Annotated in this window: 23 protein-coding genes, 1 tRNA gene and 1 pseudogene; 11 read left to right on the plus strand and 14 right to left on the minus strand. The window is 48.0% G+C overall.

Going from position 1 to position 25,293, the window contains the following annotated elements; translation table 11 throughout:
* The first annotated feature begins 1,077 nt into the window (after positions 1-1,077).
* Complete coding sequence (locus PKOR_RS11910) at positions 1,078-1,503, plus strand: STAS/SEC14 domain-containing protein (protein WP_235336145.1); 426 nt, start codon at positions 1,078-1,080, stop codon at positions 1,501-1,503.
* Between the two features lie 35 nt (positions 1,504-1,538).
* Positions 1,539-1,955, plus strand: coding sequence for a hypothetical protein (locus PKOR_RS11915; protein ID WP_046310979.1), 417 nt, complete (start codon positions 1,539-1,541; stop codon positions 1,953-1,955).
* A 25-nt stretch (positions 1,956-1,980) separates the two neighbouring features.
* Here PKOR_RS11915 and PKOR_RS25580 read toward each other — a convergent pair whose 3' ends face one another.
* Positions 1,981-2,214, minus strand: coding sequence for a GAF domain-containing protein (locus PKOR_RS25580; RefSeq protein WP_235336152.1), 234 nt, complete (start codon positions 2,212-2,214; stop codon positions 1,981-1,983).
* A gap of 771 nt (positions 2,215-2,985) precedes the next feature.
* Between PKOR_RS25580 and PKOR_RS11925 the strand changes: the two genes are divergently transcribed.
* Positions 2,986-4,062, plus strand: coding sequence for a sensor histidine kinase (locus PKOR_RS11925; protein WP_046310980.1), 1,077 nt, complete (start codon positions 2,986-2,988; stop codon positions 4,060-4,062).
* 487 nt (positions 4,063-4,549) lie between these two features.
* Positions 4,550-4,795: a hypothetical protein gene (locus tag PKOR_RS11930; protein ID WP_046310982.1), complete on the plus strand. Its 246-nt coding sequence runs from the start codon at positions 4,550-4,552 to the stop codon at positions 4,793-4,795.
* A 117-nt stretch (positions 4,796-4,912) separates the two neighbouring features.
* Here PKOR_RS11930 and PKOR_RS11935 read toward each other — a convergent pair whose 3' ends face one another.
* Positions 4,913-5,872: a bestrophin family protein gene (locus tag PKOR_RS11935; protein ID WP_046310984.1), complete on the minus strand. Its 960-nt coding sequence runs from the start codon at positions 5,870-5,872 to the stop codon at positions 4,913-4,915.
* A gap of 737 nt (positions 5,873-6,609) precedes the next feature.
* Between PKOR_RS11935 and PKOR_RS25060 the strand changes: the two genes are divergently transcribed.
* The 3 genes from PKOR_RS25060 (at position 6,610) to PKOR_RS11950 (ending at position 9,237) form a co-directional block, all read left to right on the plus strand.
* Positions 6,610-6,780 (plus strand): hypothetical protein, encoded by a 171-nt coding sequence (locus tag PKOR_RS25060; RefSeq protein ID WP_158453766.1) that lies wholly within the window; start codon positions 6,610-6,612, stop codon positions 6,778-6,780.
* 215 nt (positions 6,781-6,995) lie between these two features.
* Positions 6,996-8,330: a Na+/H+ antiporter NhaA gene (gene nhaA, locus PKOR_RS11945; RefSeq protein ID WP_046310986.1), complete on the plus strand. Its 1,335-nt coding sequence runs from the start codon at positions 6,996-6,998 to the stop codon at positions 8,328-8,330.
* Positions 8,331-9,036: 706 nt separating this feature from the next.
* Positions 9,037-9,237, plus strand: coding sequence for a hypothetical protein (locus PKOR_RS11950; RefSeq protein WP_046310989.1), 201 nt, complete (start codon positions 9,037-9,039; stop codon positions 9,235-9,237).
* A 3-nt stretch (positions 9,238-9,240) separates the two neighbouring features.
* On the opposite strand, the gene PKOR_RS11955 is transcribed toward PKOR_RS11950, so the two are convergent.
* On the minus strand, positions 9,241-9,606 hold the full coding sequence (locus PKOR_RS11955) for a hypothetical protein (protein WP_148561678.1): 366 nt from the start codon (positions 9,604-9,606) through the stop codon (positions 9,241-9,243).
* A gap of 17 nt (positions 9,607-9,623) precedes the next feature.
* Positions 9,624-10,052: a hypothetical protein gene (locus PKOR_RS11960; RefSeq protein WP_046310992.1), complete on the minus strand. Its 429-nt coding sequence runs from the start codon at positions 10,050-10,052 to the stop codon at positions 9,624-9,626.
* Between the two features lie 327 nt (positions 10,053-10,379).
* On the opposite strand from PKOR_RS11960, the gene PKOR_RS11965 reads away from it, so the two are divergent.
* The 3 genes from PKOR_RS11965 (at position 10,380) to PKOR_RS11975 (ending at position 13,100) form a co-directional block, all read left to right on the plus strand.
* Positions 10,380-10,739, plus strand: coding sequence for a hypothetical protein (locus PKOR_RS11965; protein WP_046310994.1), 360 nt, complete (start codon positions 10,380-10,382; stop codon positions 10,737-10,739).
* Between the two features lie 23 nt (positions 10,740-10,762).
* The gene (locus tag PKOR_RS11970) at positions 10,763-10,963 is read left to right on the plus strand and encodes a hypothetical protein (protein WP_046310996.1); all 201 of its coding nucleotides are present in this window, start codon (positions 10,763-10,765) and stop codon (positions 10,961-10,963) included.
* A 598-nt stretch (positions 10,964-11,561) separates the two neighbouring features.
* Entirely contained in the window at positions 11,562-13,100 is a 1,539-nt protein-coding gene (locus PKOR_RS11975; protein WP_046310998.1) for a B12-binding domain-containing radical SAM protein, read from the plus strand.
* A 233-nt stretch (positions 13,101-13,333) separates the two neighbouring features.
* Here PKOR_RS11975 and PKOR_RS11980 read toward each other — a convergent pair whose 3' ends face one another.
* The 10 genes and pseudogenes from PKOR_RS11980 to PKOR_RS12040 all read right to left on the minus strand — a co-directional run bounded on the left by PKOR_RS11980 (position 13,334) and on the right by PKOR_RS12040 (position 24,089).
* Positions 13,334-14,689: a hypothetical protein gene (locus tag PKOR_RS11980; RefSeq protein WP_046311000.1), complete on the minus strand. Its 1,356-nt coding sequence runs from the start codon at positions 14,687-14,689 to the stop codon at positions 13,334-13,336.
* Positions 14,690-15,573: 884 nt separating this feature from the next.
* Positions 15,574-16,637 (minus strand): annotated as a pseudogene (locus tag PKOR_RS23505) (IS3 family transposase); the annotation flags it as partial.
* Between the two features lie 619 nt (positions 16,638-17,256).
* Positions 17,257-17,340: transfer RNA gene (locus PKOR_RS12005), tRNA-Leu, on the minus strand.
* Between the two features lie 65 nt (positions 17,341-17,405).
* A complete protein-coding gene (gene hscB / locus PKOR_RS12010) occupies positions 17,406-17,939 on the minus strand; it encodes a Fe-S protein assembly co-chaperone HscB (RefSeq protein ID WP_046311008.1) in 534 nt (177 codons plus the stop codon).
* Between the two features lie 232 nt (positions 17,940-18,171).
* A complete protein-coding gene (locus PKOR_RS12015) occupies positions 18,172-18,690 on the minus strand; it encodes an ankyrin repeat domain-containing protein (protein ID WP_084694775.1) in 519 nt (172 codons plus the stop codon).
* A gap of 53 nt (positions 18,691-18,743) precedes the next feature.
* A complete protein-coding gene (gene hemH / locus PKOR_RS12020) occupies positions 18,744-19,820 on the minus strand; it encodes a ferrochelatase (RefSeq protein WP_046311009.1) in 1,077 nt (358 codons plus the stop codon).
* Entirely contained in the window at positions 19,813-21,069 is a 1,257-nt protein-coding gene (hemA, locus tag PKOR_RS12025) for a glutamyl-tRNA reductase (protein ID WP_046311011.1), read from the minus strand. The genes hemH and hemA overlap by 8 nt, the downstream gene beginning before the upstream one ends.
* Positions 21,070-21,160: 91 nt before the next feature.
* Positions 21,161-22,693 (minus strand): catalase, encoded by a 1,533-nt coding sequence (locus PKOR_RS12030; protein ID WP_046311013.1) that lies wholly within the window; start codon positions 22,691-22,693, stop codon positions 21,161-21,163.
* Between the two features lie 263 nt (positions 22,694-22,956).
* Positions 22,957-23,247, minus strand: a complete 291-nt coding sequence (locus PKOR_RS12035) for a putative quinol monooxygenase (protein ID WP_046311015.1) — start codon at positions 23,245-23,247, stop codon at positions 22,957-22,959.
* A gap of 65 nt (positions 23,248-23,312) precedes the next feature.
* A complete protein-coding gene (locus PKOR_RS12040; protein ID WP_046311017.1) occupies positions 23,313-24,089 on the minus strand; it encodes an SAM hydrolase/SAM-dependent halogenase family protein in 777 nt (258 codons plus the stop codon).
* Between the two features lie 97 nt (positions 24,090-24,186).
* Between PKOR_RS12040 and PKOR_RS12045 the strand changes: the two genes are divergently transcribed.
* Positions 24,187-25,230, plus strand: coding sequence for a PhoH family protein (locus PKOR_RS12045; protein ID WP_046311019.1), 1,044 nt, complete (start codon positions 24,187-24,189; stop codon positions 25,228-25,230).
* Positions 25,231-25,293: the final 63 nt, after the last annotated feature.

The raw sequence follows: 25,293 nt of genomic DNA on the forward strand, positions 1-25,293 counted from the left end.
GCCCACTGATTATCAGTGGGCTTTGTTGTTTCTGTACCTTGGGCCGGACTTCAGTGGGTTCTTAACGGCCGCGAATGGCTGAAAATGTGCGTTTGCAGTGAGTATGGCGGCATGTTCATGAAGCTTTATCAGTGGCAACAGATTTTAATGAGAATTTTGCCACCTATTCTGCCACCTAGCTTTTCTAATAGAGTGCTAAGGAGCAGATACAGCGGTACTTTGTTGTCAAGACGATACCGCCTCATTGAACATAACATGTGTTATAAACAATCTGGATAGTTAAGTTCTGAATCGCACTTCAACACCTGATAGGGAGTAAGATCTTAAAGGGTGATGAACAACATCGTCTGATATTAGCAGGCACCTATTGAGTTCACTAATCTGCCTTCAGGAGCTCCTAAGCAATCGGCAGATTCGATTCCTGGTCGGCTAACGCGGAAGCTAGGCTGTAAGCAGCCATCTCAGGAAACTACGTGACAGCTGCTTCGATGAGGGATTCAAATTCTTTAAATCAAACCTGTTGGCTTTCAGAGCTGCTCAATATACTGCCTGCAAGCATTATAAACGCTCTAACATCAGCCTGCGGTCAATGCATGGAAGAAACTGGCCAGGTGTAGCGAATTCTTAACAATGTTTTCTTTACTGATCTGTCGTAGCAATTCAGTAAAAGGGAGAAAGTAAAGAATACATGCGTTCATATAACTTATAAAAACCTGTGGTATACATAAGTAGTGTTGGCTATACGATTTATTTGCAGCCTATGAAAACAAATACGTATCCTTATCAATGAATCTTCATGTAGTATAGTCTAAATGAAGAGTTGAAGAGCAAGTATGCAGTAAATTAACTTGTCCGTGAGCCATGGCTTTAAACAAGAAGCAAAAGTAGCCTTAACAATTAGCTACAACTCAGAGGCACGAGAAAGCACCAGGATTAGCGTTACGCAACCCCTTGAATGAAATTATGGTGGTATAGCTGCATTTGAGAAAGAAAAACAAAGTATAAAATACCAAGTTACCTTCATTTGAATTTCCTCCTAAACTTTGTACTTGTTGATACTATTTACTTCTGTGCATAATGCAAGAACTTAAAAGTGCTTTTGGGAAAAAGTTTATCACCATATCCATTGATACTGAAAACAGGTGGATACGCACAAATTGGGTAGGTTACCTAACACACGACAATATCAAAGCAGGTGCTTTGGCTTATATGAAGGCTGTAAGGGAATCAGGGTTTAGCTGTGTACTCAACGATACGAGGGAGGTTCTCGGAAGCTGGGACCATTCTCTTGATTGGGTTGTAAACGAATGGGCATCGCAGGCAGCCGCTGCTGGTATTAGGAACTTTGCCCTCATTACTTCACCTGAGTCCTTTGCTGAGTCAACAGCTTCTAACTTTCACGCAAACAACAAAGCGTTTGAGGTGAGGGTGTTTGCGGATAGAACCAGTGCCGAGGCTTGGCTGCGGCAGCATTCCCTGAGTAAAAAAAGCAATCAACAATAATTATTTGGAAGCGTAATGCATACTAAATTTTAAAGATGGAGCAGCAGGTAAGGTTGAAGAAAGTATTTGGCGATGTGTTTTTCACAGCCACAAGAATTAACAATGGCTCTATTTTATATGCTCAGTGGTTCGGTGTGCAGTCAGTGGAAACTGTTAAGGAGGGCGGCTACAAGATGCTTGATATGATAAAGGAGCAGCCGTGCGCCAAGCTGCTGAATTGTAACAGAAATGTGGTCGGTTCTTGGGATATGGCACTTGATTGGGCAGAAAGTACATGGACTCCCCTTATGAAAGAGGCGGGCTTACGCTATCTGGCGCAGGTTCTGCCGAGCAGTTTTTATGCCACCCTTACAATAGAAAGCCTGATACAACACATAGGCAACGACTTGGAAATAAGGATATTTGAAGATAATGAAGAGGCAGAAGCTTGGTTGCTATCAGTTGGCAAATAGCAACCAATACTTTAACTTAAATTGCCTATGATTTCTCTATGTCATCCATCACAATAGCAGCAAGGCTTTGAAGCTCCTTCTGGTCTGATGCAGTGAACAACTCTCTCGGCACCTTGTTAACAATGCACACAGCACCTATATTAATACCGTCTGAGGTGGTCAAGGGAGCGGCAGCGTAAAACTGCAAGTCAAAATCACCTATAACCAAAGGGCTGGCCAGCAGGCAGGCTTCCTTCCTGGCGTTTTCGAAAACAGTCACATCAGTCCTTAGCACAGCAAGAGAACACAGGCTCACATCCCTGCTCACCTCGTTTTAGACGCCCGTCCCCACATGGGCATTTTGTAATGACATAGTCTTTATCAACAAAATTTACCAAAGCTATCGGTATGTTGAACATACAGGATGCAATGGCAGCAATGTGTTTGAAAGTTCCGTTCTCTTCGTATGTGTCCAAAATGTGCAGGCTGCGCAGCTTTGCCAGTCGTTCACCTTCATTATCGGGAATAAAGGGGTATCCCAAAAGTATTGTCCATGATTACCAGAGTGTAAATACAATAAAGTGAACCTAAAATTGTACATATAGCACAAAGTGGAATAGCTAAACCGTGCTGGGTGTACATTGAGGCAAAGGTAGTATAAACACGGCATTCAGCAGCAGAATGGTTGCTACTGGTAAAATTAATTGATAGGCAAAACAAGTTCAGAAAGTAGCCTCTATCTGGACCCTTTCCTCGTCAGCAGCAGTCTTAAACAGTGCCGCTCTGATTGAAGGACTCATCGATGCCTTTGATGATGCCAAGGGCTACTCCCCACATGCGGGGCTTATCACTAATCTGACAAGTTTCGGGTTCAGGAATTAGGTGCCATGCAACCCCAACAGTAGGCGGCCTGTATACCCGAGTGGCTTTACAAGTCCTGCATACCTATTCATAGTTCTTAAAGTCAGAGACTTTGTTAACTACATACTCATACTCAGGTACAGCGTGATGCCACAGCTTGAGCATTCTGGTTTTCAAAAAGTAACAATAAATGATAAACGCTTCATCCAAAGACAAAGGTACATTCGAAAAGCTAATCGAGTTAAACGATGAACTCGAAAACTATTTCAACAACACGATTATACCGCAGTTGTTTGTGGATGCAGATATGATTCTGCGCAAGTTCACGCCTGCTGCCATGAAGCACTTCAAGCTTTCATCCGATGATGTGGGTAGGCACATTGACGAGGTGTCCAACAATATCCGCTTCCCGACCATCATCGAGAACATTACCGAAGTGATTGAGAGCGGCAGGGATTTGGAGAAGGAAATCCAGACAACTGATAAGGTGTGGTATCAGATGAATATCCTGCCCTATATCATCAGGAAAGAGAACAGGACAAACGGTGTTATCATCACCTTCATCGACATCAACGACCGCATCCAAATCCTGAAGGGGTACGAGAGGCTGAACAGAGACTACGAAAATATAATCCACTCCATCTCCCACGACATAAAAGGACCACTCTCAAACATAGAGGGCTTAATCAGGATTTTGAAATCCACTCCTGAAAGTGAAGAGGATAACAGGCGAATCATCGACATGCTGAGCGATTCAGTGGGTAACCTGCGCAGAACGGTGGAGGACCTCGCTGACATCAATCACGACACAGATTTTGCCAAGGAGTCTGAGCGTGTGAATTTTGAAAACGTGATAGAGGACGCCAAGCTTGCACTCAGGGATAAGATAGCAGAGTCCAACGCAAAAATCAGGGCCCAAATCGGGGAATCGGAAATCTGCTTTCCCCGAAAGAACATCAGAAGCATCATCTACAACCTTCTCTCGAACGCCATCAAGTACAGAAAGCCAGGTAGGGAGCCTGTGGTTACCATATCCACAGAGAAGTCAGGGGAACACATCATGCTTAGAATGAGTGACAATGGTTTGGGTATAGCGGAAGACAAACAGGATTACATTTTTGACCGCAACACCAGGCTGTTAACCCATGTGGAGGGTACAGGCGTTGGATTGTTCATTGTCAAGGGAATGGTGGAAGCTACGGGGGGCAGAATTGAAGTAAAAAGCAAGGAAGGTGAAGGAACAACCTTTACGTTATACTTCAAATAGCTGAGACAAACTGTACTTAGGTTAATACGTTAGTTTGTGTGGCTAACAGCAGCGTGCTTCTTTGCCTGCCTAAGTTCCTGCACCCGTTTTTTTCAGCTTCTCCCTGGTATGGGCGATTTCTGTAGCCATCTCAGGTTGTTTCCTTGAGAAATAGTCCAGCTATAGCAGGCACTGGCTGACCTCACCAGCACCCAATTTGCGAATATCTACTTGTCTGATATAGTCATATAAGTTATTCATATATGATTTTACGACATCAGCAGGTTTTATGAAAATAAATTAATACTGAATCTGCAATGGGTTACCACTTGAATTCTTGCGTAAAATACTTATATATTTTACTGCTACCTGCTGCGTACTAGACTCCCGGAAGCCACTGGCAGCAAGAAATGCCTTCCACGTTACAGATTCACCGAGACCTAATGATTCCAGATAAGTTCGTGTCGTAGCTTATATTCGTTCGCTTTGGGTTGATACCACTTCTGTCATGATGCGCAACGCAGAACATACGTCTGGCGACCTTGGCATAAAATCAAAAAACCACCTCATTATCAGGAAGCATCAGGCCACTGTCGCCAAACATTTACCCGCTTTTCCGCAACTCTTGGCCATCGAAATGTTTTTGGAAATAGCGCTGCCGGAGGCCAAAAGAGACGAGGACTATCTGCAAAGGTTTGATGCACTGTGCTCTTCATCAGCTGAGTACAGGGGCCTATGTCATTTTTCGCCTTAAACACAGCCTGTATGCAGACATGGAGGCTGTCTGGAACAGCTCCCCAAGGGGAACATTACCTTATGCCCCCAGCCAGGTTAAGACCCGGACCCCGCATCCTAACCCGACGAGGCGGAACTAGAAAACAATGCCTTCCTGTGTCGTCTGCCTGGCAGGAAAGTCCTTGTCGCCCCACTGCTCCTTGACGTTGGTTTCTATGGTGAGGCTCAGAGCTGTGAGCGGTACATCCTCCAGCCTGTTCTCGAAAGGGTCCTCGGTTCGCTCTCCTACCAGATCCAGCGCCAAAAACACAAAGGAGATGACTACGGAGACGGGAATAGTGGCCAGGCCCAGTTCACTGACAAAGGCAAAGGGCAGCAGCGTGGCGTGTATAAACACAAAGACCCGGGAGAAGAAGCTGTATTGGCGCGGGAAAGGCGTGTTCTTGATTCGCTCGCCCATGCCCTGAATGTTGTTGAACTCCACCAGAGTGTCCTCCAGTTTTACGAACCGGTAATCCGAGACCCAGCCTCTCTCAAAGGCCTGCCGCAGGTCTTCGCCCTGCAGCTCGAGCAGGAAGTTAGGAGGGTTATTTTTATGGTGGAAAGCACGGAACTCCTCTTCCGGTAGAAAACCCTGTATGTCGGAGTATCTGTTGGTTTCCTTGAACATTTCCTCCTGGGCCGTTTCATTGTAGGCGTGCCTTATCCGCAGGAAAACGCGCAGTGCATGCACAAAGGCAATGTGCCTGTACACCATGCGCCTCTGCAGCTCTTTTACGGCCGGGGCATCCGCCTCTTCGCCGGGAATCACCATCGTGATCACCTGTCGTGTCCAGGCGCGGCTGTAGTTAACCAGCAGCCCCCAGATCTTGCGGCCTTCCCACCACCTTTCATAGGCACTGTTGCTCTTGAAGCCAAGGAAGATGGCCAGCGCCGTGCTCAGGGCCGTAACGGTGTTGAAGGGCATGCTCAGGTAATCCGCCTGATAACGGTCGTGGGCAAGGTAAACAGCGACTGCCAGCAGCAGGTAGTAGAGCAGGCTTTTCCATGTGTAGTGGAGGATAGCCCTCCAGCTCAAATTTCTCCGGACGATCATCTAGCAACATAAAGATACTAAGCTGTTTACTTAGGGGGAGGAAAATAGTTCCGGCTTACCATCCATTACCCTGCCTTACTTGGCGATTGGCACCCGCTTTATCTCCACATGCCGGAATGTCACTGTAGTGCAAATGCCATGTTCTACTGGAGACTTCTTTAGCTAGCCACAGCCTGGTTGTACAGCAGGCGTTTATATTGGCATGGCGTCAGATAACCTAGTGCAGAATGCTTTCCTATCCTGTTATACCATCCTTAGATAATTTCGAAAACGGCCAGCTTTGCCTCTGCTATAGTGGCAAATTTGTGATGGTACACCATTGCTGTTTTCATCGCCAGAGAAGGAGCTCTCACCGGCAGTTCCCTTTCCTACTCATGCTCTGCAGCACCGGCACTCCCTCCAACTGCTCTCTGAAGGCACTGCAGGCATACTGCATGCCCCGGTCGTAGTGAAACAAAAGGGAGTGGAACAGGGGCCTGTTTCTCATGTCCATCCTCCAGGCGGCCACCGTGGTCCCTTCCGCCTCCAGGGTTTCACTCTGCGCCCAGTCCAGGATAGGCGGCAAGGTGCTTTACCTGAGCCCCACCGTGGAAGGGGAAGGCACTGGCTGATGAGATGGAGCTCGAGTTCGGATAAGAACAAGCCCTGCTGCTGGATCTGGTCTATAAAGCAGCGGAAACGCAACTCTGCCTGCCCGTGAAGAAGCCATGTAAGGGAAAGCTCACCGACTTTTCCGGATGTACAACAGATTGGTGGCCAGCCTGCGGGTATGTGCAGGGCATATGGAGGCCGGGGTGAAGGGTAGCAGGATAACAAAAGAGAAAATAAGGCTACATGGACAGCTTAGAAACAGCGTGATGCTCTTCGACTTCGACCTCCACAACCTGATGACTGACTATAGAAAATGATCGTAATAACCTTTATGCTTTGAGGTCTATATATTTTCTGGAAGGAAGCTCACGTACTGTTGGCCAAGGAGTGACAGGTGTGCATGCCTTCACGAAGCCTCCCAATGAGTAGCTCGATAGTCATACTCATAGAGGGCTCATGCCATGCTGCTTACGTATACATTGCAAGTTAACTTCCCGCCAACGGCCCTTTAGCAACTTATAAACCTCATGCCATGAGAAATGATCCGGAAACTGACACCAAAACCGTCCGGCTACCTAAAGAGCTTCTTGACAGGCTTACAAAACCTTTTGAGCACTTCCTGCACACTGGTGCAACTAGCTCTGCTGTACTACTATTGGCGACTATCGTAGCCTTGGTTATATCAAATTCTCCTTGGGCTCATGTTGCTGAGCAATTTTGGGAAATCCCGGCAGGCTTTCAAGTGGGCTCGATTAGCTTCGCCCGATCACTGCGGGAGTGGATTAACGATGGGTTAATGACGCTGTTTTTCTTCCTTGTGGCTCTGGAACTGAAGCGAGAGTTAATTCTCGGGGAAATAAGTGACCCGCGCAAAGCAGCGCTGTCTGTTGCAGCTGCTCTGGGAGGAATGTTGGTGCCTGCAATACTATACCTGGCCCTACAGTGGGGGCAATCCGGAGTGCATGGCTGGGGTACGGTTATGGCAACCGACACAGCGTTTGCCATCGGTTGTTTGGCTATTCTCGGTTCACGTATCCCCCAAAGCCTGCGGGTGTTCATGCTATCGCTGGCAATCGTAGACGATATTGGCGCCATTCTGGTGGTGGCCATCGGCTACAGTAGCCACATTTCCTGGAGTGCGCTGGCGCTGGGAGCCCTTGGAATTGCTCTTATACGTGCTATGGCCGCATTAGGCTTCCGTGGTTTTCCGCTCTACATTCTGGTAGGTTGTTTTATCTGGTTCGCTCTAGATACTTCTGGGGTCCACGCCACTATCACAGGCGTTATACTTGGCCTAATGACGCCTGCACGCAGGTGGGTCAGCGACGAGCGCCTGTATGCCATACTAGACCAAGTCATCGCACAGCCGGGCGACGAACAAGGGAGCGGTGCCACCAAAAACCGGCAAACCCTGCAAGTAGCCGAGACGGCGGCACGCGAAACGCTGTCTCCTGTTGAACGCTTGGAGTATGCGTTACACCCTTGGGTTGGTTTTGTTATAATGCCGGTCTTCGCTCTTGCCAACGCTGGCCTTAAGCTGTCATTCGATGATACCGACAGCTCTGTTGTAGTAGCCGTAGTAGCCGGCTTTACCCTTGGTAAACCAATGGGAATCCTGGCATTCAGCTGGCTGGCTGTCCGTTTGCATCTCGCTGTTCGCCCCCCCGACCTGAGTTGGAAATTGATAGCTGGGGGCGGGTTGCTTGCCGGAATAGGCTTTACCATGGCACTGTTCATTGCAAACCTGGCCTTCAGCGAAAGTTTAGTTGAGAGTGCTAAAGCCGGAATTCTGTTGGCCTCCGTATTTTCGGCAGTGGCGGGTCTTGCCCTCTTGAGGTGGTGGCCGGTGCATGAGAGACGGCCATGATTTTTTTGAAACTGACAAAATGAATACTGCCTGTGTGGGTTAAGTCTGGTATAGGCTAATGCCTGTAAGAAGATAAGAATACCTGACTTTAGATCTGTAAACCTTGAGACGACGCGGTATACCAGTTTTGTTATCAGGTTGTGGGTGACACCGCTACGCAAGGGCTGGCTCATGTGTAAAGGTACAGGCCGCTTTGGGGCACGTTTCTCGTTAGCGACTCCCTCCTGAGATTTCACCTCGGCAGGCGGGTTATTGGATTTGACAATCAACAGGTTGATTAGCCTGGTGCTTGCCATTAAGAGCAAGCCAGAGTTATTAAGGCATATTTGTTCAGAAGTTGTACCTTCAGGTTATTATAATGAACCAGCCAAACTAATTTTCACAATGCCTGCAGTTTTCAGTGCTTGACGGCCCAACCCTGTTTTAGTTGACTCTGCCATATTGTGCTTATTAGTCTGGGAATAGTGAAAGCTAAACAGTTCGTAATGCCTGTTCTTCTCCACGCACTGCAGCAGTTTGTGGTCTCTTACTACCTAGCTCCACAGTAACGAGCTTAAGTGCTGGTGCCTGAGCTTTAAAGAGTGAAAGGTCAGGCTTAAAGTTTAATAATTATTGAAATAGGTAAAACATTTCGTAGAATGGTTTAATCTTTGCCAACAGCTTCCATGAAGGCTCCGTATAATTATATCACTCAAACCTAGAAGACATGAAAGAAGACAAATTAAACGAGCTAGAGCGGATGGCCCTAGAGGCCGCTCACAAATATTGGAAGGAGTATATGTATCAGAACGGGAAACAAGACAACATGCTCACCTGGGTACGGAATGAGGATACCGGTGAAATGCTGTGCCTTACCAAAGGGGGATACACAAATCGGCTTTCTGAGTTTGTAAATGGGCTTGATTGATCATCAGGGCCTGGAGTCTTTTTTAATGTATATCTGATCGGTCTCCACTAGCACGTGCAATGGAGGCTGCCCTGGCTGTGTTGCCTCAATCTGGGTGCCGTAGACGGTTACAGGTACAAAAGATCTGATCTTGGCCTCCTGTGCCGCCAGTTCCTTTAGCAGGGCCTGTGCCTCGGCGGTATTTCTGCCAGCATTTTTCTTGTTTTCAGCAAAGCGTCTAAGCGAATCAAAATCCACCTGCTGCTCTTCAGCCTGGGCTGTCTCTACAGCCTGAGCCCTCTTGCGCACGAGATAGGTTTCTTTTACCTTCTCCCTAAGCTCTAGAATTCGGCTTAGGCAATAATAAAACTGGTCCTGTGTCATATTCATGAGTTACGTAAGATGGGTTAAGTGAGGTTGTACATGACGGGGTCATATAGCCGTACGAGCTCCTCGATGGTAATTAGCCGCACGCTCTGCACCAGCATGGTTCTTACCCCGCATACCACAACTGACTCCGTGGAAGCATCCAGCATCAGGTAATGTTCCTCCGCTGTACCCTGGGCCTCGAACATGACCGAGTAAAACCTGTGCGCCCCTTCCTGGCTGTGCAGCTGCATGGAGCCACCCAGAAGCATGCTGTCAGTCATTAGCTGCACAGCAGTATCGTTAACAAAGCTGATGCAGTAGGCATTGTTCTCTGGCGCCCGCCTGTTTATCAGCAGCAGGTTCTGGTTACCCTCAAAACATATCAGCTCAGTTGTGCTGGGCTTTCTTCCCAGGAACTGTGTAAGGCAGGTGGCATAATCGCTAAAGGTAGTGTTGTTTTCTTCCATGGTTGAAGGTATTCTTAGCGGCGGGACGAGTAAAAGCGGGGGCAGCCAATCAGCTGGTCGCTTCTGGCCATCGGGCCGGGTGAGTGTAGCCTTATAAAATGCGCACAGCCTGTAATAGTTTATAAAGTTATAAGTTTATTCCAGCAAGCACTTAAACGCTCTACCCACTCGCTTCTTACCGGAATCTTAGAAGCGACAAATGTGCTCTGAGATGAACTGGTAGCTGATATAAAAACATAAGCTCTTTATTATCAGTTATTTCCAGTTAAAGCATTTACCCAGCCGTATAACAAGGTAGGATAATAGAAGATACCTTTTCCTGCCACCATGAAAAACAAGACCCTATTTATTACGCTGCTCACCGGGATGCTGGCCTTGGCCTCTGCCCACACTTTTGCCCAATCTTCGCAAGCCAGCCAAGAGCGCAAAACAGAACAGCAGGAAGCGAAAGCAGACATACAACGCCTCAATGACGCCTCTGATCTGAGAAAAGAAACCAGGGCTGACGCACGGGCTGCCCAGGCGAATGCAAGAGAAGCCAAACGTATTGATAAGGAGGCTTCCTACGCGGCCAAGCATGCCAAACGCGCTGCCAGAATGGAGGCAAAGGCGCAGCGGAACCGCGCGGAGGCTGACAAGCAGGCCAAGAAAGCCGCCAAGGCATCAGCGAAATCAGACAAGAACTAACTTTTAACTTTACTTATTCTGCCATGGAAAATAAATATCCCGAGGGATCCATCGTATATGCCAAAGTAAACCCCAGCCTCAAGCTGGCGGTGAGGCGATATGTCAAACGCATCTATTACTGTACCAACCTGGAGCATCCTCAAGAGAAGGAACTTGTGTACTTTGAGCGGGAGCTTGTGGGAGGAGAGACATCAGGTGCTGCTACAAGACCCGATGCCATGTGACCCTAGCCCTGTGCACCTGCCGGCGATAAGCTGATGGGCTACCGAGCTGAGCGGGAGCTACGCCGCCCAGCATCGGGTCTGCCCGAATGGCAACACACCTCTCAACATATTAGCTGACAAGAACTTACTTACCATCTAAATATTACAGCCATGGCTATCCATAACTGAGTTATCGCTTTGAACGCATTGATAATCATGAAACACACACTATTGGCTTCTTCGCCCAGGAAGAGAACCCCGGCGGCAATCATTTTCAGCTTTTGGTAGTGGAGCTGACCCAAAGCGGCCACACTCATATTCTTGGTAGGATCATTCCCTGTACCTGCACCACCACGGATAAGGGGATAAGGAAAGGTTTCCGGCTGGAAAGGCTATAGTGAAGGAACCAACCTTATTTATTTAAAGAGGCGTGCTGTTGAGAAACGGCTGTCTAATCTAACACGGCGGCTCTCTTTTCTAAAGGGGCTGTAGCTAGCGATAAATATCCATTAGAACCATTTGCTTGTAAAATAAGTAACTAGAATCTAACTATATGTAAAATATTAATACTCATATAAGGGTACGCCTGCGCCTGGCCTGCCTCCTAGTATAAACTTACATGGCAAGATTAAGAATTGGGGTAGTTGATCTGGTAAGCAAAGGCCCAACTAGTACCCTTTGGGCTAGGGTTATGCATGCTAACTTGGCAAGCATTATGCCGCAGGTGGTAGCCACTTGGTGCGAGCAGCAGGGGCATGAGGTGAGACTAATCTGCTATACAGGTTTGGAAAACCTGCAAAAGGAGCTGCCTAGGGATGTGAATGTGGTTTTTATTTGCTCTTTCACCCAGGCAGCGCTGTTGGCCTATGCTCTTAGCAACTATTTCCGCAGCCAGGGGGCAGTTACGGTGCTGGGTGGGCCTCACGCCCGTTGCTACCCTGATGACGCTGTCAAGTACTTTGACTACGTGTTGGGCTTCACCCATAAAGAAACCATTGCAGAAGTGCTGCAAGAGTGCAGATCGCGGCGCCGTGAGGGCAGGCATCTTTCCGCCAGTAGGCAACCCCTACATCTGCCGGGGGTAAAAGAGCGTTGGAAGTTTATAGAGCCTACGTTAAAGAAGGCACCCTTTCTCCAGATGGTGCCCATGCTCGGGAGTGTAGGCTGCCCCTATACCTGTTCTTTTTGCATTGATGCCACGGTAGACTACCAGCCTCTGAGCTTTGACGTGATAAAAGAGGACCTGCGGTTTCTGCTAACAAAATACAAGAGGCCTACTGTTGGCTGGCATGACCCGAACTTCGGCGTGCGCTTCGATGCGAACATGGAAGCGATTGCCTCCGCAGCCCCTCCAGGCAGTTTCCGATTTTTTGCCGAAAGCAGCCTTTCCATATTGACAGAAGCACATCTGGAGGTACTGCAGCAAAACGGCTTTGAGGCCCTGCTGCCTGGGGTTGAGTCCTGGTATGAGCTGGGCAACAAGTCCCGGACCTCCCGCAGCATGGGGGAGGAGAAGGTATCCCGCATCTCTGAACACATCAACATGATGTTCCGGTATGTTCCCTACGTACAGACCAACTTTGTGCTGGGGCTGGACAGTGACGAGGGGGATGAGCCATTTGAACTGACGAAACGCTTTGTGGATTTGTCTCCGGCGGCTTTCCCTGGCTATTCTCTGTTAAGCGTCTTCGGCGAAGCGGCTCCTTTAAACCTGGAGTATCAGCGTGCCGGGAGGGTGCTGCCCTTTCCCTTTCACTTTCTCAACAATCACCTGGCCATGAACATCAAACCCAAAAACTACGGGTGGGTGGAGTTTTACGATAAGGTGATCGACCTGACCGCTTACACTTTTTCTAAAAAAGCCATCTATCGCCGCTTCAAAGCTACTCCAAACGCCAACGCCAAATGGATGAACTTCATGCGGGCAGTTTCTTCGGAAGGGTATGGACGCCTGCGCTTTTACCGCCAGGTGCGTGAAAAACTGCTCTCAGACGCTGCTTTCAGGCAGTACTTTGAGGGGGAGTCACGACGGTTGCCATCCTTTTATAAAGAAATCATTCAAAAAGACTTAGGGGTGTGGTGGCAGTGGCTTCCAGAAGGAGCCCTGGAGCATAACGAGAATGCCTACTTGCATAAAAGCTTCCCTACTGTTGTCTAGCCTGCTTAGCCGTTGATGCAGCACCTATTTAAGTAGCGAGTGTATAAACCTGCTGTTCAAAATCTCAAATAATATGAACAATATATATTTTTATGAAAAGGAACGGAACTTCACCTTTCCATTTTTTTTATTCTTCAATTTTCCGTCAGTCTTACTAAAAAAGAGAATTAATATTTATTTATGATTGGTTAACAAAAAACACTTCTTACGATGCGGCTCTAACTTCGTATCTTTTAATAGCTGTTTATCAAGCGGTATTTTAAATTTATTACTTCTGGATCAGCATCATTAACTGCCCCTATAGCCTTATAATATTCCTCAGCAGAATCTATCACCAGTCCATTTCGATGTTCCTTGAGGTTAGAGAAGAATTTTACCTCAAACCATACTTTATTCAGTAGTTCACGCTCTTGGGAGGTTAGGCTGAAGTTCTCACCCGGCAGCAGGTCGATTTTATTAGCATTCATCACGGTGATGGTATTACCCCGCAGTTCTCCCAACCGCTTTTTTGCTATTTCCTTGATCTTTTCGGCTGCCTTATTATTGGTAGGCAAATTGCGGACGGCACCAACCACTATAAAGGTCTTTCCATAGTTGACCTTTGCTACGATTTCCTGCCCGTATTTGAGTTCAAACAGGTCCGGGTTCCCCTCTTTTACTTTTGCCAGTGAATCGCTGACGATAAAAGTGGGGGAGAACTCATCGAAACCCTCGAGATCGTAGCCACCGGCAAGCAGTATACCATTTTCGGTTACTGGGTACTGCTCAATAATCGATTGGTACAGGTTGCTGCTCACAGCTAGCTTCGTAGCGAAGCCCCGTCCGTTTTCATAGAAAGCTCCCGGTAAGCGATAGGGAAGCATAAGCTCTTTCAAAGGATCTGCTTCAGGCTCCCAGTTACCAGTGGATAAGAAAGACTCACCCCAATTCTTGTCCCTGTAAACAGTTTCTGCTTGATCAAACGGGTTGGCGGCTGGCACATTTGTGTTTGTGTAAAAGCCGGCGCCAACCTGCTCCTGGTAGGGATAGTCCTCCTCCAAAACAGTTTCCCCCTTACTTGTGACAGTTACGTTCCGCGTGCCGGCGTTTGCGTTGTAGGTAGTGGTAGCGGTACTGCTATTGTCAGACGCAGTAAATTCAACAGAATTTAACTCGCCGTTGGTATAGCGATGAATAGCCGTGCCTTCCTTGCTATGTACTTTCTTCACTGACACAAGTCCGTTTGCATACTCGGTTTCAAACCATACCCCCCCTTCGGGAGTGTAGTATTTAGACCAAAGCGGTTTGTTATCCTCATTTCGTCTTACCTCCATATATAAGTGATAACTCGGACTGATTCGATACAGCTTGGCAGACTTTATATACCCATTTTCAAAATACTCGAATTCTTCTGTGATCCAGCTTCCAAAACTCAAATTAGTATTGGTTCGGGCTTCTTTAATCCAGCCGTTTGGATGCTGGCTGATAAGCTCAAAATCTGAGTCAGATTCAATAGCGTAATCAGTTTGTGGACCGTTGTCATCTTTATGGCAGGAAAATAATAATACGGAAACTGCCAAAAGCAGAGACAGGCAATATTTTTTTTGCATTGTAGTAGTGTTTTAATGCGACGAAAGTTAAAAATCTACTAAGTAAAACCGAATCCTTATTTATTGATTTCAGCTTGATTCAAGTCTGATTTAACTGGAGATTAGAACAATGGATGCAGGTGTTAAGCGCCTTGGCTGTAAGACTAGGTTTAACTTGATTGTATTAGTAAACTAGTAATTAATAGCAAGTTAACAAAATAAAATACAGACCTGGGTTTGTACCCATATTTTAAAGTTTGGTTTTTTAGCACTGTAAGCCAAATTTTAAAAGATAGATCTGTTGTGTTGAGTTTTAGAATTAGGAATAATGCCTAGTCTCGAAATAGGTTGACAGGCACTGTCCCAAGGAACGCTGGTATAATGAGATAAGTAAATTAGCTTAGTACCCAAGGTGGGCAAGGCATAGCCGTAGATTAGAGTATGAGCCTAAATCAAGGGCCCTTCTCGCATCCTGTTTACAACAATAGGGTGCAGCACAGATAGTAGCAAAGTCTGTGCTGTGGTTGTAGATGAAGAAAAAGCTTAATTGTACATGATTTAGAGGTATTATTTATGTTTTTTGGCCTCTTTTACTGCTGCCCATGCATCGCCTGCACGAGGGAGAGCACAGGCTGGGCCACGATCTGTGGTTTCATGAAGAGTGCAGTGAATAAGACAGTTACTACTGGTATAAACTTTATAAAAGTCGGCATTCACCAATCTAAGTGGAGTCTCGCGTTTGTTGCAAAGTCGCATCATATACTTGGCAGTGTCATCTCCCCAGTTTTAGAACTGCCTTAGAGTAGAAGATTCAACAAAATTAAAATCACCTCTACTACCACTACTATGGGTGTTCATTGTGGGTAACCCTGGAGGGGTTATCCACAGTGAACGCCCCCTGCGAGGACCTTGGCGTACGCCACCGGGCTCATCCCCTGCAGGCTCTCATGGGGACGCAGCTGGTTGTAGTCCTCCAGCCACTCTTGAGCAATTTGCCGCACCTGGTCTAATGAGTCAAACAGGTGCATGTCCAGCACATTTCTTCTGAAGGTGCCGTTGAAACGCTCCACAAAGGCGTTCTGCGTCGGCTTGCCCGGCTGAATATAAATGAACTCAATGCCTCAGCATCCGGCTCCACTCCTCCATCAGGGAGGCGATCAGCTCCGGGCCGTTGTCCATGCGGATGCGCTGGGGCTTCTCCCTGCGTTTGATCAGGTGGTTCAGTACCCATACCACCCGGTTGCTTTTCAAAGAGAAGTCGATCTCGATGTGCAGGGCCTCTCGGTTAAAGTCGTCCATCACGTGAAAGGAGCGGAACCTGCGGCCAAGGCGTCGCTCATGAAGTCAATCGACCAGGTGTGGTTCAGCTCCCCTGGCACCTGCAAAGGCTCCTTTACCCGCTCAGGCAGCCGTTTCTTGGCCTTCCGGCGGATGCTTAAACCGATCTTTTTGTAGACCCGGTGCACGCGCTTGTGGTTCCAGGGCCGGCCTTCCTTGCGCAGCCGGTGGTAGGCTTTCCAGAAGCCTTCCCTCGGGTGCTGCTCGGCCTTCTGCCGGAGCGCTTCCTCCACAGCAGCGTCATCTTTTTTACGTTGGTAGTAGTAGACGCACTTGCTCAGGTTGAGTACACGGCATGCCCTGCTGATGCCGACCTGGGGCTGGGAGGCCACCTCCTGAGCAATTTGGCGCTTCTGGCAGGGCTTCAGAGCTTTTTTTCGATGATCTCCTTGGCTACCTTCAGGTCCAGGGCCAGCTCGGCGTACATGGCCTTGAGGCGGCGGTTCTCCTCCTCCAGCTCCTTGAGCCGTTTAAGTTCGGTCGCGTCCATACCGTTATAGCGCTGGCGCCACTTGTAGAAGGCAGCCTGGCTCACGCCGTACTCCCGACTGATCTCGGCAGCGCTCTTGCCGGCCTCGAATTCCTTCAGGATCTTGGCGATCTGCTGCGGGGTAAATGTTTTCCTTTTCATAAGCAACTGTTCAAAGTAAAGGGCTTTTCTCTACTTTAAAACAGTTCTATTTTTGGGGGAGCTGACATAATGACCCTATATGCTGGAGGTTCTGTAAGACATAATCAAGTAGAAGTGAGAAGGATTGTTAGTGAAAAATGGGGACTGACACCTTTTACTAACAGCTCATATAAGTATTACACCTGGATCGAAGTGCCCGATGGAGATGTTCAGAGCAAGCTGGTCGCTCACGGTACCAACTGCAAAGGCAGGTATTATGTGGTGCCGATTGAAAAACTAGAACTTTAGTGTTGACAGTTGAATAGCCTCTGATATGCAATAGTAACATGTTGTATGTCAGAGGTATATTTGTTTTTATAGTGCTTAATATGAGTCAACAGGATGTCAACAGGGTATCAACCGATAATTAGCAATGGAGTGTGCTGGTAGTTAGATGGTTATGTGTTGATACGGCGCGTCAACAGAAAAAATCCCTTTCAACAAAAAAAGATGATTGCACCTCTGCAGCATGGTAGGCTTGAGGTGGAGGAAAAAACTAGGAGGTAAGTTTTGCCACCATTTCTGCCACCTATAAACGAAATAAGGCGCTGAATATCAGCGCCTTATTTCGTTTAAAATGTACCTTGGGCCGGAGTCGAACCGGCACGAGTGTTACCTCATTGGTGTTTGAGACCAACGCGTCTACCAATTCCGCCACCAAGGCTTTTCGTCTTATTCCAGCTTTAAGTTTATAGTATCCTAGGCCGGAGTCAAACTTGCATTCCTCTGTCAGGAATGCGATGCAAACTTAGATAAACTTTCTTGAATGCGCAACAGGTATTTTTTCTTCAGGTAGTAAGTTTTTACCTGCTGCAAAGCCTCATCTTTTGTAACTCCATGAAGCTCAGGGTATCGCTGCAAAACAGGCAGTATGTCGTTATCCAATTGGCTCATAACACCGCTGCTTTTTTCGCCAATCTCGTGTAGCTTGGCTGCATCAAAGTCAAATTCCAGCTCCATTAGCTCCTCGTTCAGCTCCATCATCTTCATCAGGAAGTCAGAGGGCAGTTCGTTTTTGCCGCCCTCCTCCAGCAGGCCATGCTCTCTCAGTATGTACTGCATGCGCAGATCCGGATCGGAGAGGGTGCGGTAAGCATTGGTGTTTAGTGTGCTCAGTTGCAGAATATCCTGCTGCTTTTCTTGTGGCTCGTTGGCAAAAAAGTCCGGGTGGTACTCACGGCTGAGTTTGTAGTAAGTGTTCTTCAGTGCCTTCTCGTCCAGCAGGAAACTCTCAGGTATGTTATAGAATTCGAAGTAATTCATCTAGTCAGTTATCGTTTAACGTTCACCAGCACTGCTACTAACCGCAGTGCAGTTAAGCTATGCAAAGGTACACGAAAATGGGAAGCTTTGTTTTGCTTCGCCCCAATTAAGGCACACACGCTACATGCCACACGTACATGAAGTGGTCTTCTGCTTAAGTATAAAGCCCGAACCGCAAGCTGTCTGGGAGCCGCAGTGCAGGCAATACACCATATACTAAACTATAAGAAAATTACTGTAGCAGTGCTATACCCTCCTGGTTTCCTTGCTGTGTAGCCAGGTCGAGGGCGGTAAGGCCGCGCTGATCCTTGATACTCTTGTCGGCGCCATGGTTTACCAGCACTTTAATCACATCGTTGCGGCCGAACATGCTGGCAAACATTAGGGCTGTGCCGCCATTGCCATTTTGCAGGTTTACGTCAGCGCCTTTACTGATCAATAGTTCTGCAATGGCAGGATAACCTTTGAAAGCTGCTCCCATCAAGGCTGTGTTGCCTGTCACATCCTGGTGGTTAATCTTAGCGCCTGCCTCCAGCAGTACAGCTACTGCATCCTGGTGGCCACCATACACAGCGATAATCAGTGGGCTAAAACCTCTGTGGTCAGTCGCGTTCACGTCAGACTTGTTCTGCAGGTGTTGCTTTATGGCAGCTACGTCGCCTGCTCTGGCTGCTGTAATCAGGTCTTCTGACTGGGCAAAAACCAAGGCAGGTATAAACAGGAGTAGGATGTTAAGGATGAAAGATATCATGATAAATAGTATGCTTTGTTATTAGTTTGAATGTTGCTTTATGAAGTATAAATCTAGGCCGTCAGGCTTAGGTAATTAGGTGTTTCGGTTTCGCTTGTAGCTTTGCCTGTTGCAGCCATTACGATATCTTGGAGGCACTCGATCCACAATGAGCTTTTGTTCAGGCTTTCCACCAGATGCCAGGTTTCTCCGCCGTTCTCCTCAAATAACTCTCTGTACTCACGGCCTACTTCTACAGTAGTCTCCAGGCAATCCGCAATAAAGGATGGCGCAAAGGCCAGTACCTTTTTCACACCACGTTTTGTCAACTGTTTTACCACATCTTCGGTGTATGGCTTAATCCAGGGTGCATTACCCAACCTCGACTGAAAAGCTACGGTGTAGTCTGCAGGGGCAATGCCCAGCTTCTCGGCAATCAGGCGGCTGGTTTCGTAGCACTGGGCACGGTAGCAATGCTGGTTGAGGGCGTTGTAGGCGTGGGTACAATTTGCAGCATGGCAATTGGAAACATAGTCCTTCTTGTGCAGTTGCCGCTCTGGCAGGCCGTGGTACGTAAACACGTAGTGGTCGTAATTTTCCTGGGCCATCTGGCGCCTGCCGTTCTCGGCAAAGGCCTCTACAAACTTCGGGTGGCTTAAGAAGTTTTGTACCGTGTGTAGCTCTGGCACAACCTGCCACTTGTTTATTACCTCTGTTACCTGCTGCGACGCCGATCCAGTGGTAGCCGATGCGTACTGCGGGTAAAGCGGTATCACCACAATTCTGGATATTCCCTGCATCCTGAACTCGTGCAGTGCATCTGGCACAGCAGGGTTCTGGTAGCGCATACCCAGCCTCACAAAATAGTTATTGCCAAGCGCATGCTGCAGTTGCTGCGCTACTTCGTAGCCGTATACTTTCAGCGGCGAACCTTGTGGTGTCCATAGCTCCTGGTATACTTTTGCCGACTTAGGCGCTCGGGTAGGGGCTATGATCAGGTTAACCAACATCCAGCGGTTCAGGAAGGGAATGTCCAGCACACGTGCATCCATCAGGAACTCGCGCAGGTATTTGCGTACATCGGCAACGGCCGGGCTGTCTGGCGTGCCCTGGTTTATAAGTAGTACTCCGGTTTTACTTAGGTTATACATGGGTAATCTCCTCTGCAGGGGTAATGTTAAATAATGTTTGTATGGAGGATAAGAGCTTCTGCCTGTCTGCTCCGGCAGTGGCTCTGAGAGCTCCCGCAGGGCGACGTATCAGCCTGTCCAATGCTGCCTTGGTAGCTGCATTCAGATCAGCAGGTTGAGCCGACTGCTGATGCTTTGCTAGCTCGGAAGTCAGTACATCAGCAAAAAAGCTTTTCAACTCACTGATTGCCTTTGCCACTGGTTGGTCCTGCAGCCACTCGGCATACTGTATGGTTTCTTCCGAAACTATTTCTTCTACTTCCGCTATGGCTGCTTGCCGGGTCGCCAGCACTGCTTGTGTGCGGTTATTGATCTGGTCTATGTTCACCAGTATAGTGTTTGCTAACTGTGAGGCAGCTGGGGCTATACTTTGCGGCACCGACAGGTCCAGCAATACACGCTTTGCTTTTGCCGCTCCAAGTTGTTCAGGCTGCAGTTGCTCTCCGCCGCCTACACAACTTACCACCACATCAAACTCACTTATCTCAGATAAATAATGTTGGTACGGGATGTGCTGCACATTCAGGTCAGCAGCAAGTTTAGCCGCTTTAGCATCGGTGCGGTTGGTAAGCGTTATATCTGTAAAGCCAAACGAAGTGGCGTAACGGGCAATGTCGGTGCCCATTTGGCCTGTGCCAATAATCAGCATGCGTTTGGCTGAAAATTCTTTTCTAGGATAAAAATCACTCAGGCGCTCCAGGGCGGCATAGCCTACTGAGGCTGCTCCTGACCGGAAATCTGTTTCGTTGTGCACGCGCTTATGTGTTCTGAATAGTGTCTGCAATGCCTGGTGCAGTAAAGGAGTCCCCAGCTTCAGGTCGTTTGTCAGTTTATAGCTTTCCTTAAACTGGGTGATGATCTGCCTGTCGCCAATAACCTGGGAGCGCAGTCCCAAGCCTACTTCCAGCAGGTAGTGTAAGGTGCTCTCACTGTGGCTGTACTGCGTAAATCGCGCTGCAAATGCTGCTGTGTCCTGTATGTTTTTGAAGCGCAGCAGTTTTTCCTGTATCATGCCGGGTGTGGCATGGTTTGTTTCATAATATATTTCGGTGCGGTTGCAGGTAGTTAGCACCATGATACCCTCTACCAGCTGCTCCGCTTTTAGTGCCTGCATAAACGCTGCCGCTTCGTCTTTGCTCAGCTGTAGTGCCTGCCGACATTCCAGAGAGGCTGTTTGGTGCGATATAGAAATTACCTGTAGAGAATTCATGTATGATAAAAGACTAGGTGTTTGTCGCTTGTGTGGCTTAGTAGTGGTGAGTAATAGCGGGCCAGGATGTTGTGCCCAGCCCGCCATACTTTTAGTTTTTAGCAGTCAAGCCTGTTACTTCAGCTTTGTTCAGTTTCAGGGCCTTGATTAGGCGGTTGCCATAGTCGGCATCAGCCTGGTAGAAGTAGCTAACCATTTTGTTCACTATTTCTTTGTTGCTAACCTGGCCAAGGTCGCCTGCCAGGTTGCTGATCAGGTGCTTCTTGTCAGCTTCAGACAAAGAGCGATACAAGTCACCAGCCTGTGCAAAGTTGTTCTGCTTGCTGATAACACGCTGCATGGTCTCCGCATCGATCTTGCTGGTGGAGTACTCGTACTGCTTGTTGTCAGTATAAGTGCCTTGCTTGGTCACGCTTGGCTCGTAGTTGATGTTGGAGTTCTTGCCGCGGTCGCTGTAAGCACCGTTTTGGTTGTTGCTGTTAACCTCTACTTTGGGGGCATTAACGGCGATGCGCTGGAAGTTTGAGCCCAGGCGGTAACGCTGTGTATCGAAGTAAGAGAACACACGGCCCTGCAGCAGCTTGTCTTCAGATGGCTCAATACCCGGTACCAGAGTGCCAGGCGAGAAAGCAGCCTGCTCTACCTCTTCGAAGAAGTTGCCTGGTACGCGGTTCAGCGTCATTTTACCGATCTTCATACTTGGCGCGATAGACTCAGGCCAGATCTTGGTTGGGTCCAGCGGGTTGAAGTCAAACTTATCAAGATCTTCCGGCTTGATCATCTGCACAGAAAGCTCCCACGCCGGGAAGTTGCCTTTGCCGATTTGCTCGTACAGGTCGGTAGTAGCGTGTGAGTGATCTTTCCCTTGTACTGCAGAAGCCTCTGCGGCTGCCAGGCTCCTCACGCCCTGCAATGATGTCCACTTATACTTTACATAAGTAACCTCGCCTTGTGCGTTTATCCATTTAAAGGCATGCACGCCGAAGCCATCCATCTGGCGATAGTTGGCAGGTGTGCCCAGGTTGGTGTACAGGTACGTAAGCATGTTCGTCGCCTCTGGCTGGTGCGACAAGAAGTCGAACACACGGTTCTGGTCCTGCTTGTTATAGATAGGCGATGGTTTGAAGGAGTGCACCATATCCGGGAACTTGATAGCATCGCGTATAAAGAACACAGGCAGGTTATTGCCTACAAGATCGTAATTGCCTTGGTCAGTGTAGAACTTAACGGCAAAACCGCGTGGGTCGCGTAGGGTCTCTGGTGAGCCCTGCTCGTGCACTACAGTAGAGAAACGAACAAAAAGCGGCGTTTTTTTACCTTTTGTGTTGAATAAGGAAGCCTGGGTATACTGTGTAAAGTCGCCGTAGCTTTCGAACTCACCGTAGGCACCGGCGCCACGTGCGTGCACTACGCGCTCAGGTATACGCTCTCTATCGAAAGAGGCTAGTTTCTCGATCAGGTGAACGTCTTCCAGCAATACTGGACCGTTCTCACCGGCAGTTTTTGAGCTCTGGTTGTTGCCAACCGGAGCACCTGTGTTGGTGGTTAATGGCTTCTGCTGTGCAAAGGCCATATGCCCTGATGCCAAAATAGTAACTCCAAGTAAAAGTACTTTTTTTAACATGTCTGTGATGTGGTTTAGTTATTGACATCACAAAAGTCCTTTACTTGGTGCTATAGATCAAATAAATTAATATAATGAGGTTATAGATATACCTTATATGTGGTAGCAGCTATTTATGTATGAAGAAGTTGACTGGAGTAGATAAGTTGGGTTAGGGACAAATTTTTAGTGATGTAGCCTTAATTCACAGCCTATATTTTCTGCTATTCCTGATTTGCAGCTTCTTGGTACAGGCTTAACAACACTTGCTACAGCAAATGCTCTTATACTTCCACCTGCCTGTACGACCAGGCCTCCGGTTTCTCGGCAAAAAGCGTTTTGGTGGCTGGCCATACTTGCCCGAATAGCTCGGAGCCGCGGTAATTGTTCAGGTGTTCTTCCGTGTCCCAGAGGCTGTAGGTGCTGTATACGTTTAGTTGGTGCAGGTCCTGCAGTAGCTCCACATGGTTACAGCCTTCAAAGGCACGAATCTTATCTTTAGAACTGCGGAAGATCTCCAGAAACTCCTCCGTTTTCTCCGGTTTAAATGTCATCCGGACGATGCGTATCAGCATAGTATATGTTTCTAGTTAGCCTCTTGGGCCTTTATAGCTTGATTATACCTTGCAAATCTAGGCAATCAATTACCTGGGTAAAAGCGAACATCTACCTGTGAGTCGAAGCCGAGGCCAAGAAGTTCTGATGCGTTGCCTTTGTTGATGCCGATGCAGAGCTGGCCCTGGCTGTTGTATGTGCAGCAGCAGTCGCCGTCGTCTACCTGGTTGTAGTTGGGGTAAATGCGGCCTACTGTTTCGCGGCCGAAGTGTATTGTAAAAGTACGTCCATGGGCAATGGTATCAATGCTATCTCGGGTAATATCGGTAATAAGGTTGCCGTAGCAGTCCACATGGATCACGTGGCCCGTAATGGCGTGGTCGCCTAAACGGAGCTGGCGGTTGAACAGCTGCGTTATGTTATGGGTGCTTTCGCCCAGCACATCTATGTCGCCTCCTTTAGCAAGGTATACAGCGGCAGGCGCCAAGAGATCTCTGGCCGGGGATGGCATGAAAGGGTCCTCTGTTTTCAGCTCCACCACCAGTTCAGGCTGTCCATCTGTCAGCAGCGAGAGCAAGCCATTGTCAGCCAGTAAAAAATAGTGGCCTTTATACTTTGTAGCATGATATTTGCCTTTCTTACAACCGTGAGTGTCTACGGCCAGTATGTGTACAGTGCCCTCAGGGAAATCCTGAAACACTGCTTTGAATACATACTCGGCGTGTGCGATGTTGTAAGGCTCAATGGCATGTGTAATGTCAACAACCTGCACCTGAGCGTCTAACGAGAGGACTTTTGCCTTTACGGCAGCCACATAGTGGTCCCTATATCCAAAGTCAGACAGAAACGTAATTACAGCCATAATGCGAACTATAATTTGAGTAGATTTGTATTAATATTACTGATTTTAATTAAATTAAAGAAAATATTCTTAACCTGCTATATAAGAGGGTAAACATTTGGTAGAGAAAGTAATAACCTTAGAGAATATCTCTCTCATTGATTTCCTGGGTACAGAGAATCAAAACATAAAACAGCTTGCGGCGGCATTCCCGAGCAGCAAGATTATATCGAGAGGTAACGAGATCAAGATCCAGGGCCAGACGCCTGAGATCACGAAAATCCACGAAATCCTGTCTTCGCTGATAGACCATTACCATAAGTTTGGGAAGATTACGCATAATAGCGTAAATAGATACCTTGGCTCCGACGGAATGACGGAAGAGGAGGTTATTGTTACTTCGCCAGATGTTATCGTGTATGGCAGCAAAGGCGGCATGATCAAGGCCAAAACGCCAAACCAGCAAAAGCTAGTGGATGCGGTGGAGAAAAACGACCTGGTGTTTGCACTAGGTCCGGCCGGTACGGGTAAAACCTATATATCGGTGGCACTTGCCGTTCGTGCGCTAAAAAACAAAGAGGTCAAGAAGATTATTATCTCCAGACCTGTGGTGGAGGCTGGCGAAAGCCTTGGCTTCCTGCCTGGCGACATGAAGGACAAGGTAGATCCATACCTGCGCCCGATCTATGACGCTCTGGAAGACATGATTCCGGTAGAAAAGCTGAAATACTACCAGGAGAACAAGATTATTGAAATTGCGCCGCTGGCATATATGCGTGGCCGCACGCTGAACAATGCCTTTGTACTACTGGATGAGGCTCAGAACACGACACCGGCTCAGATGAAGATGTTCCTGACACGTATGGGCCCTAACGCCAAGCTGATGGTGAACGGTGACTGGTCGCAGATTGACCTGCCGCGTAACCAGCGCTCTGGTTTGATGGAGGCGCTTAACATACTTCGTGGCGTGAAGGGTATCGCCTTTGTAGAAATGAGTGCTGAAGACGTAGTACGTCACCGCCTGGTGCGCGACATTGTGAACGCGTACAGCAAACTGGAGGAGGAGCGCCGTGCCGCCCGTGAGGAGGCAAAGGCAGCTGAAGCCGGGGAGCCTGTGGCTATAAATGGTCGCAGCAAAAAGCAAGCTGCTCTTAAGCGGTAAGGCTGGGCGTTGATAGAGAAGATTTAAATAACAAATAACGATTACATCTGTAGAGACGCAACT

It is taken from the genome of Pontibacter korlensis, from assembly GCF_000973725.1.
GTDB classification, from domain to species: Bacteria; Bacteroidota; Bacteroidia; order Cytophagales; family Hymenobacteraceae; genus Pontibacter; species Pontibacter korlensis.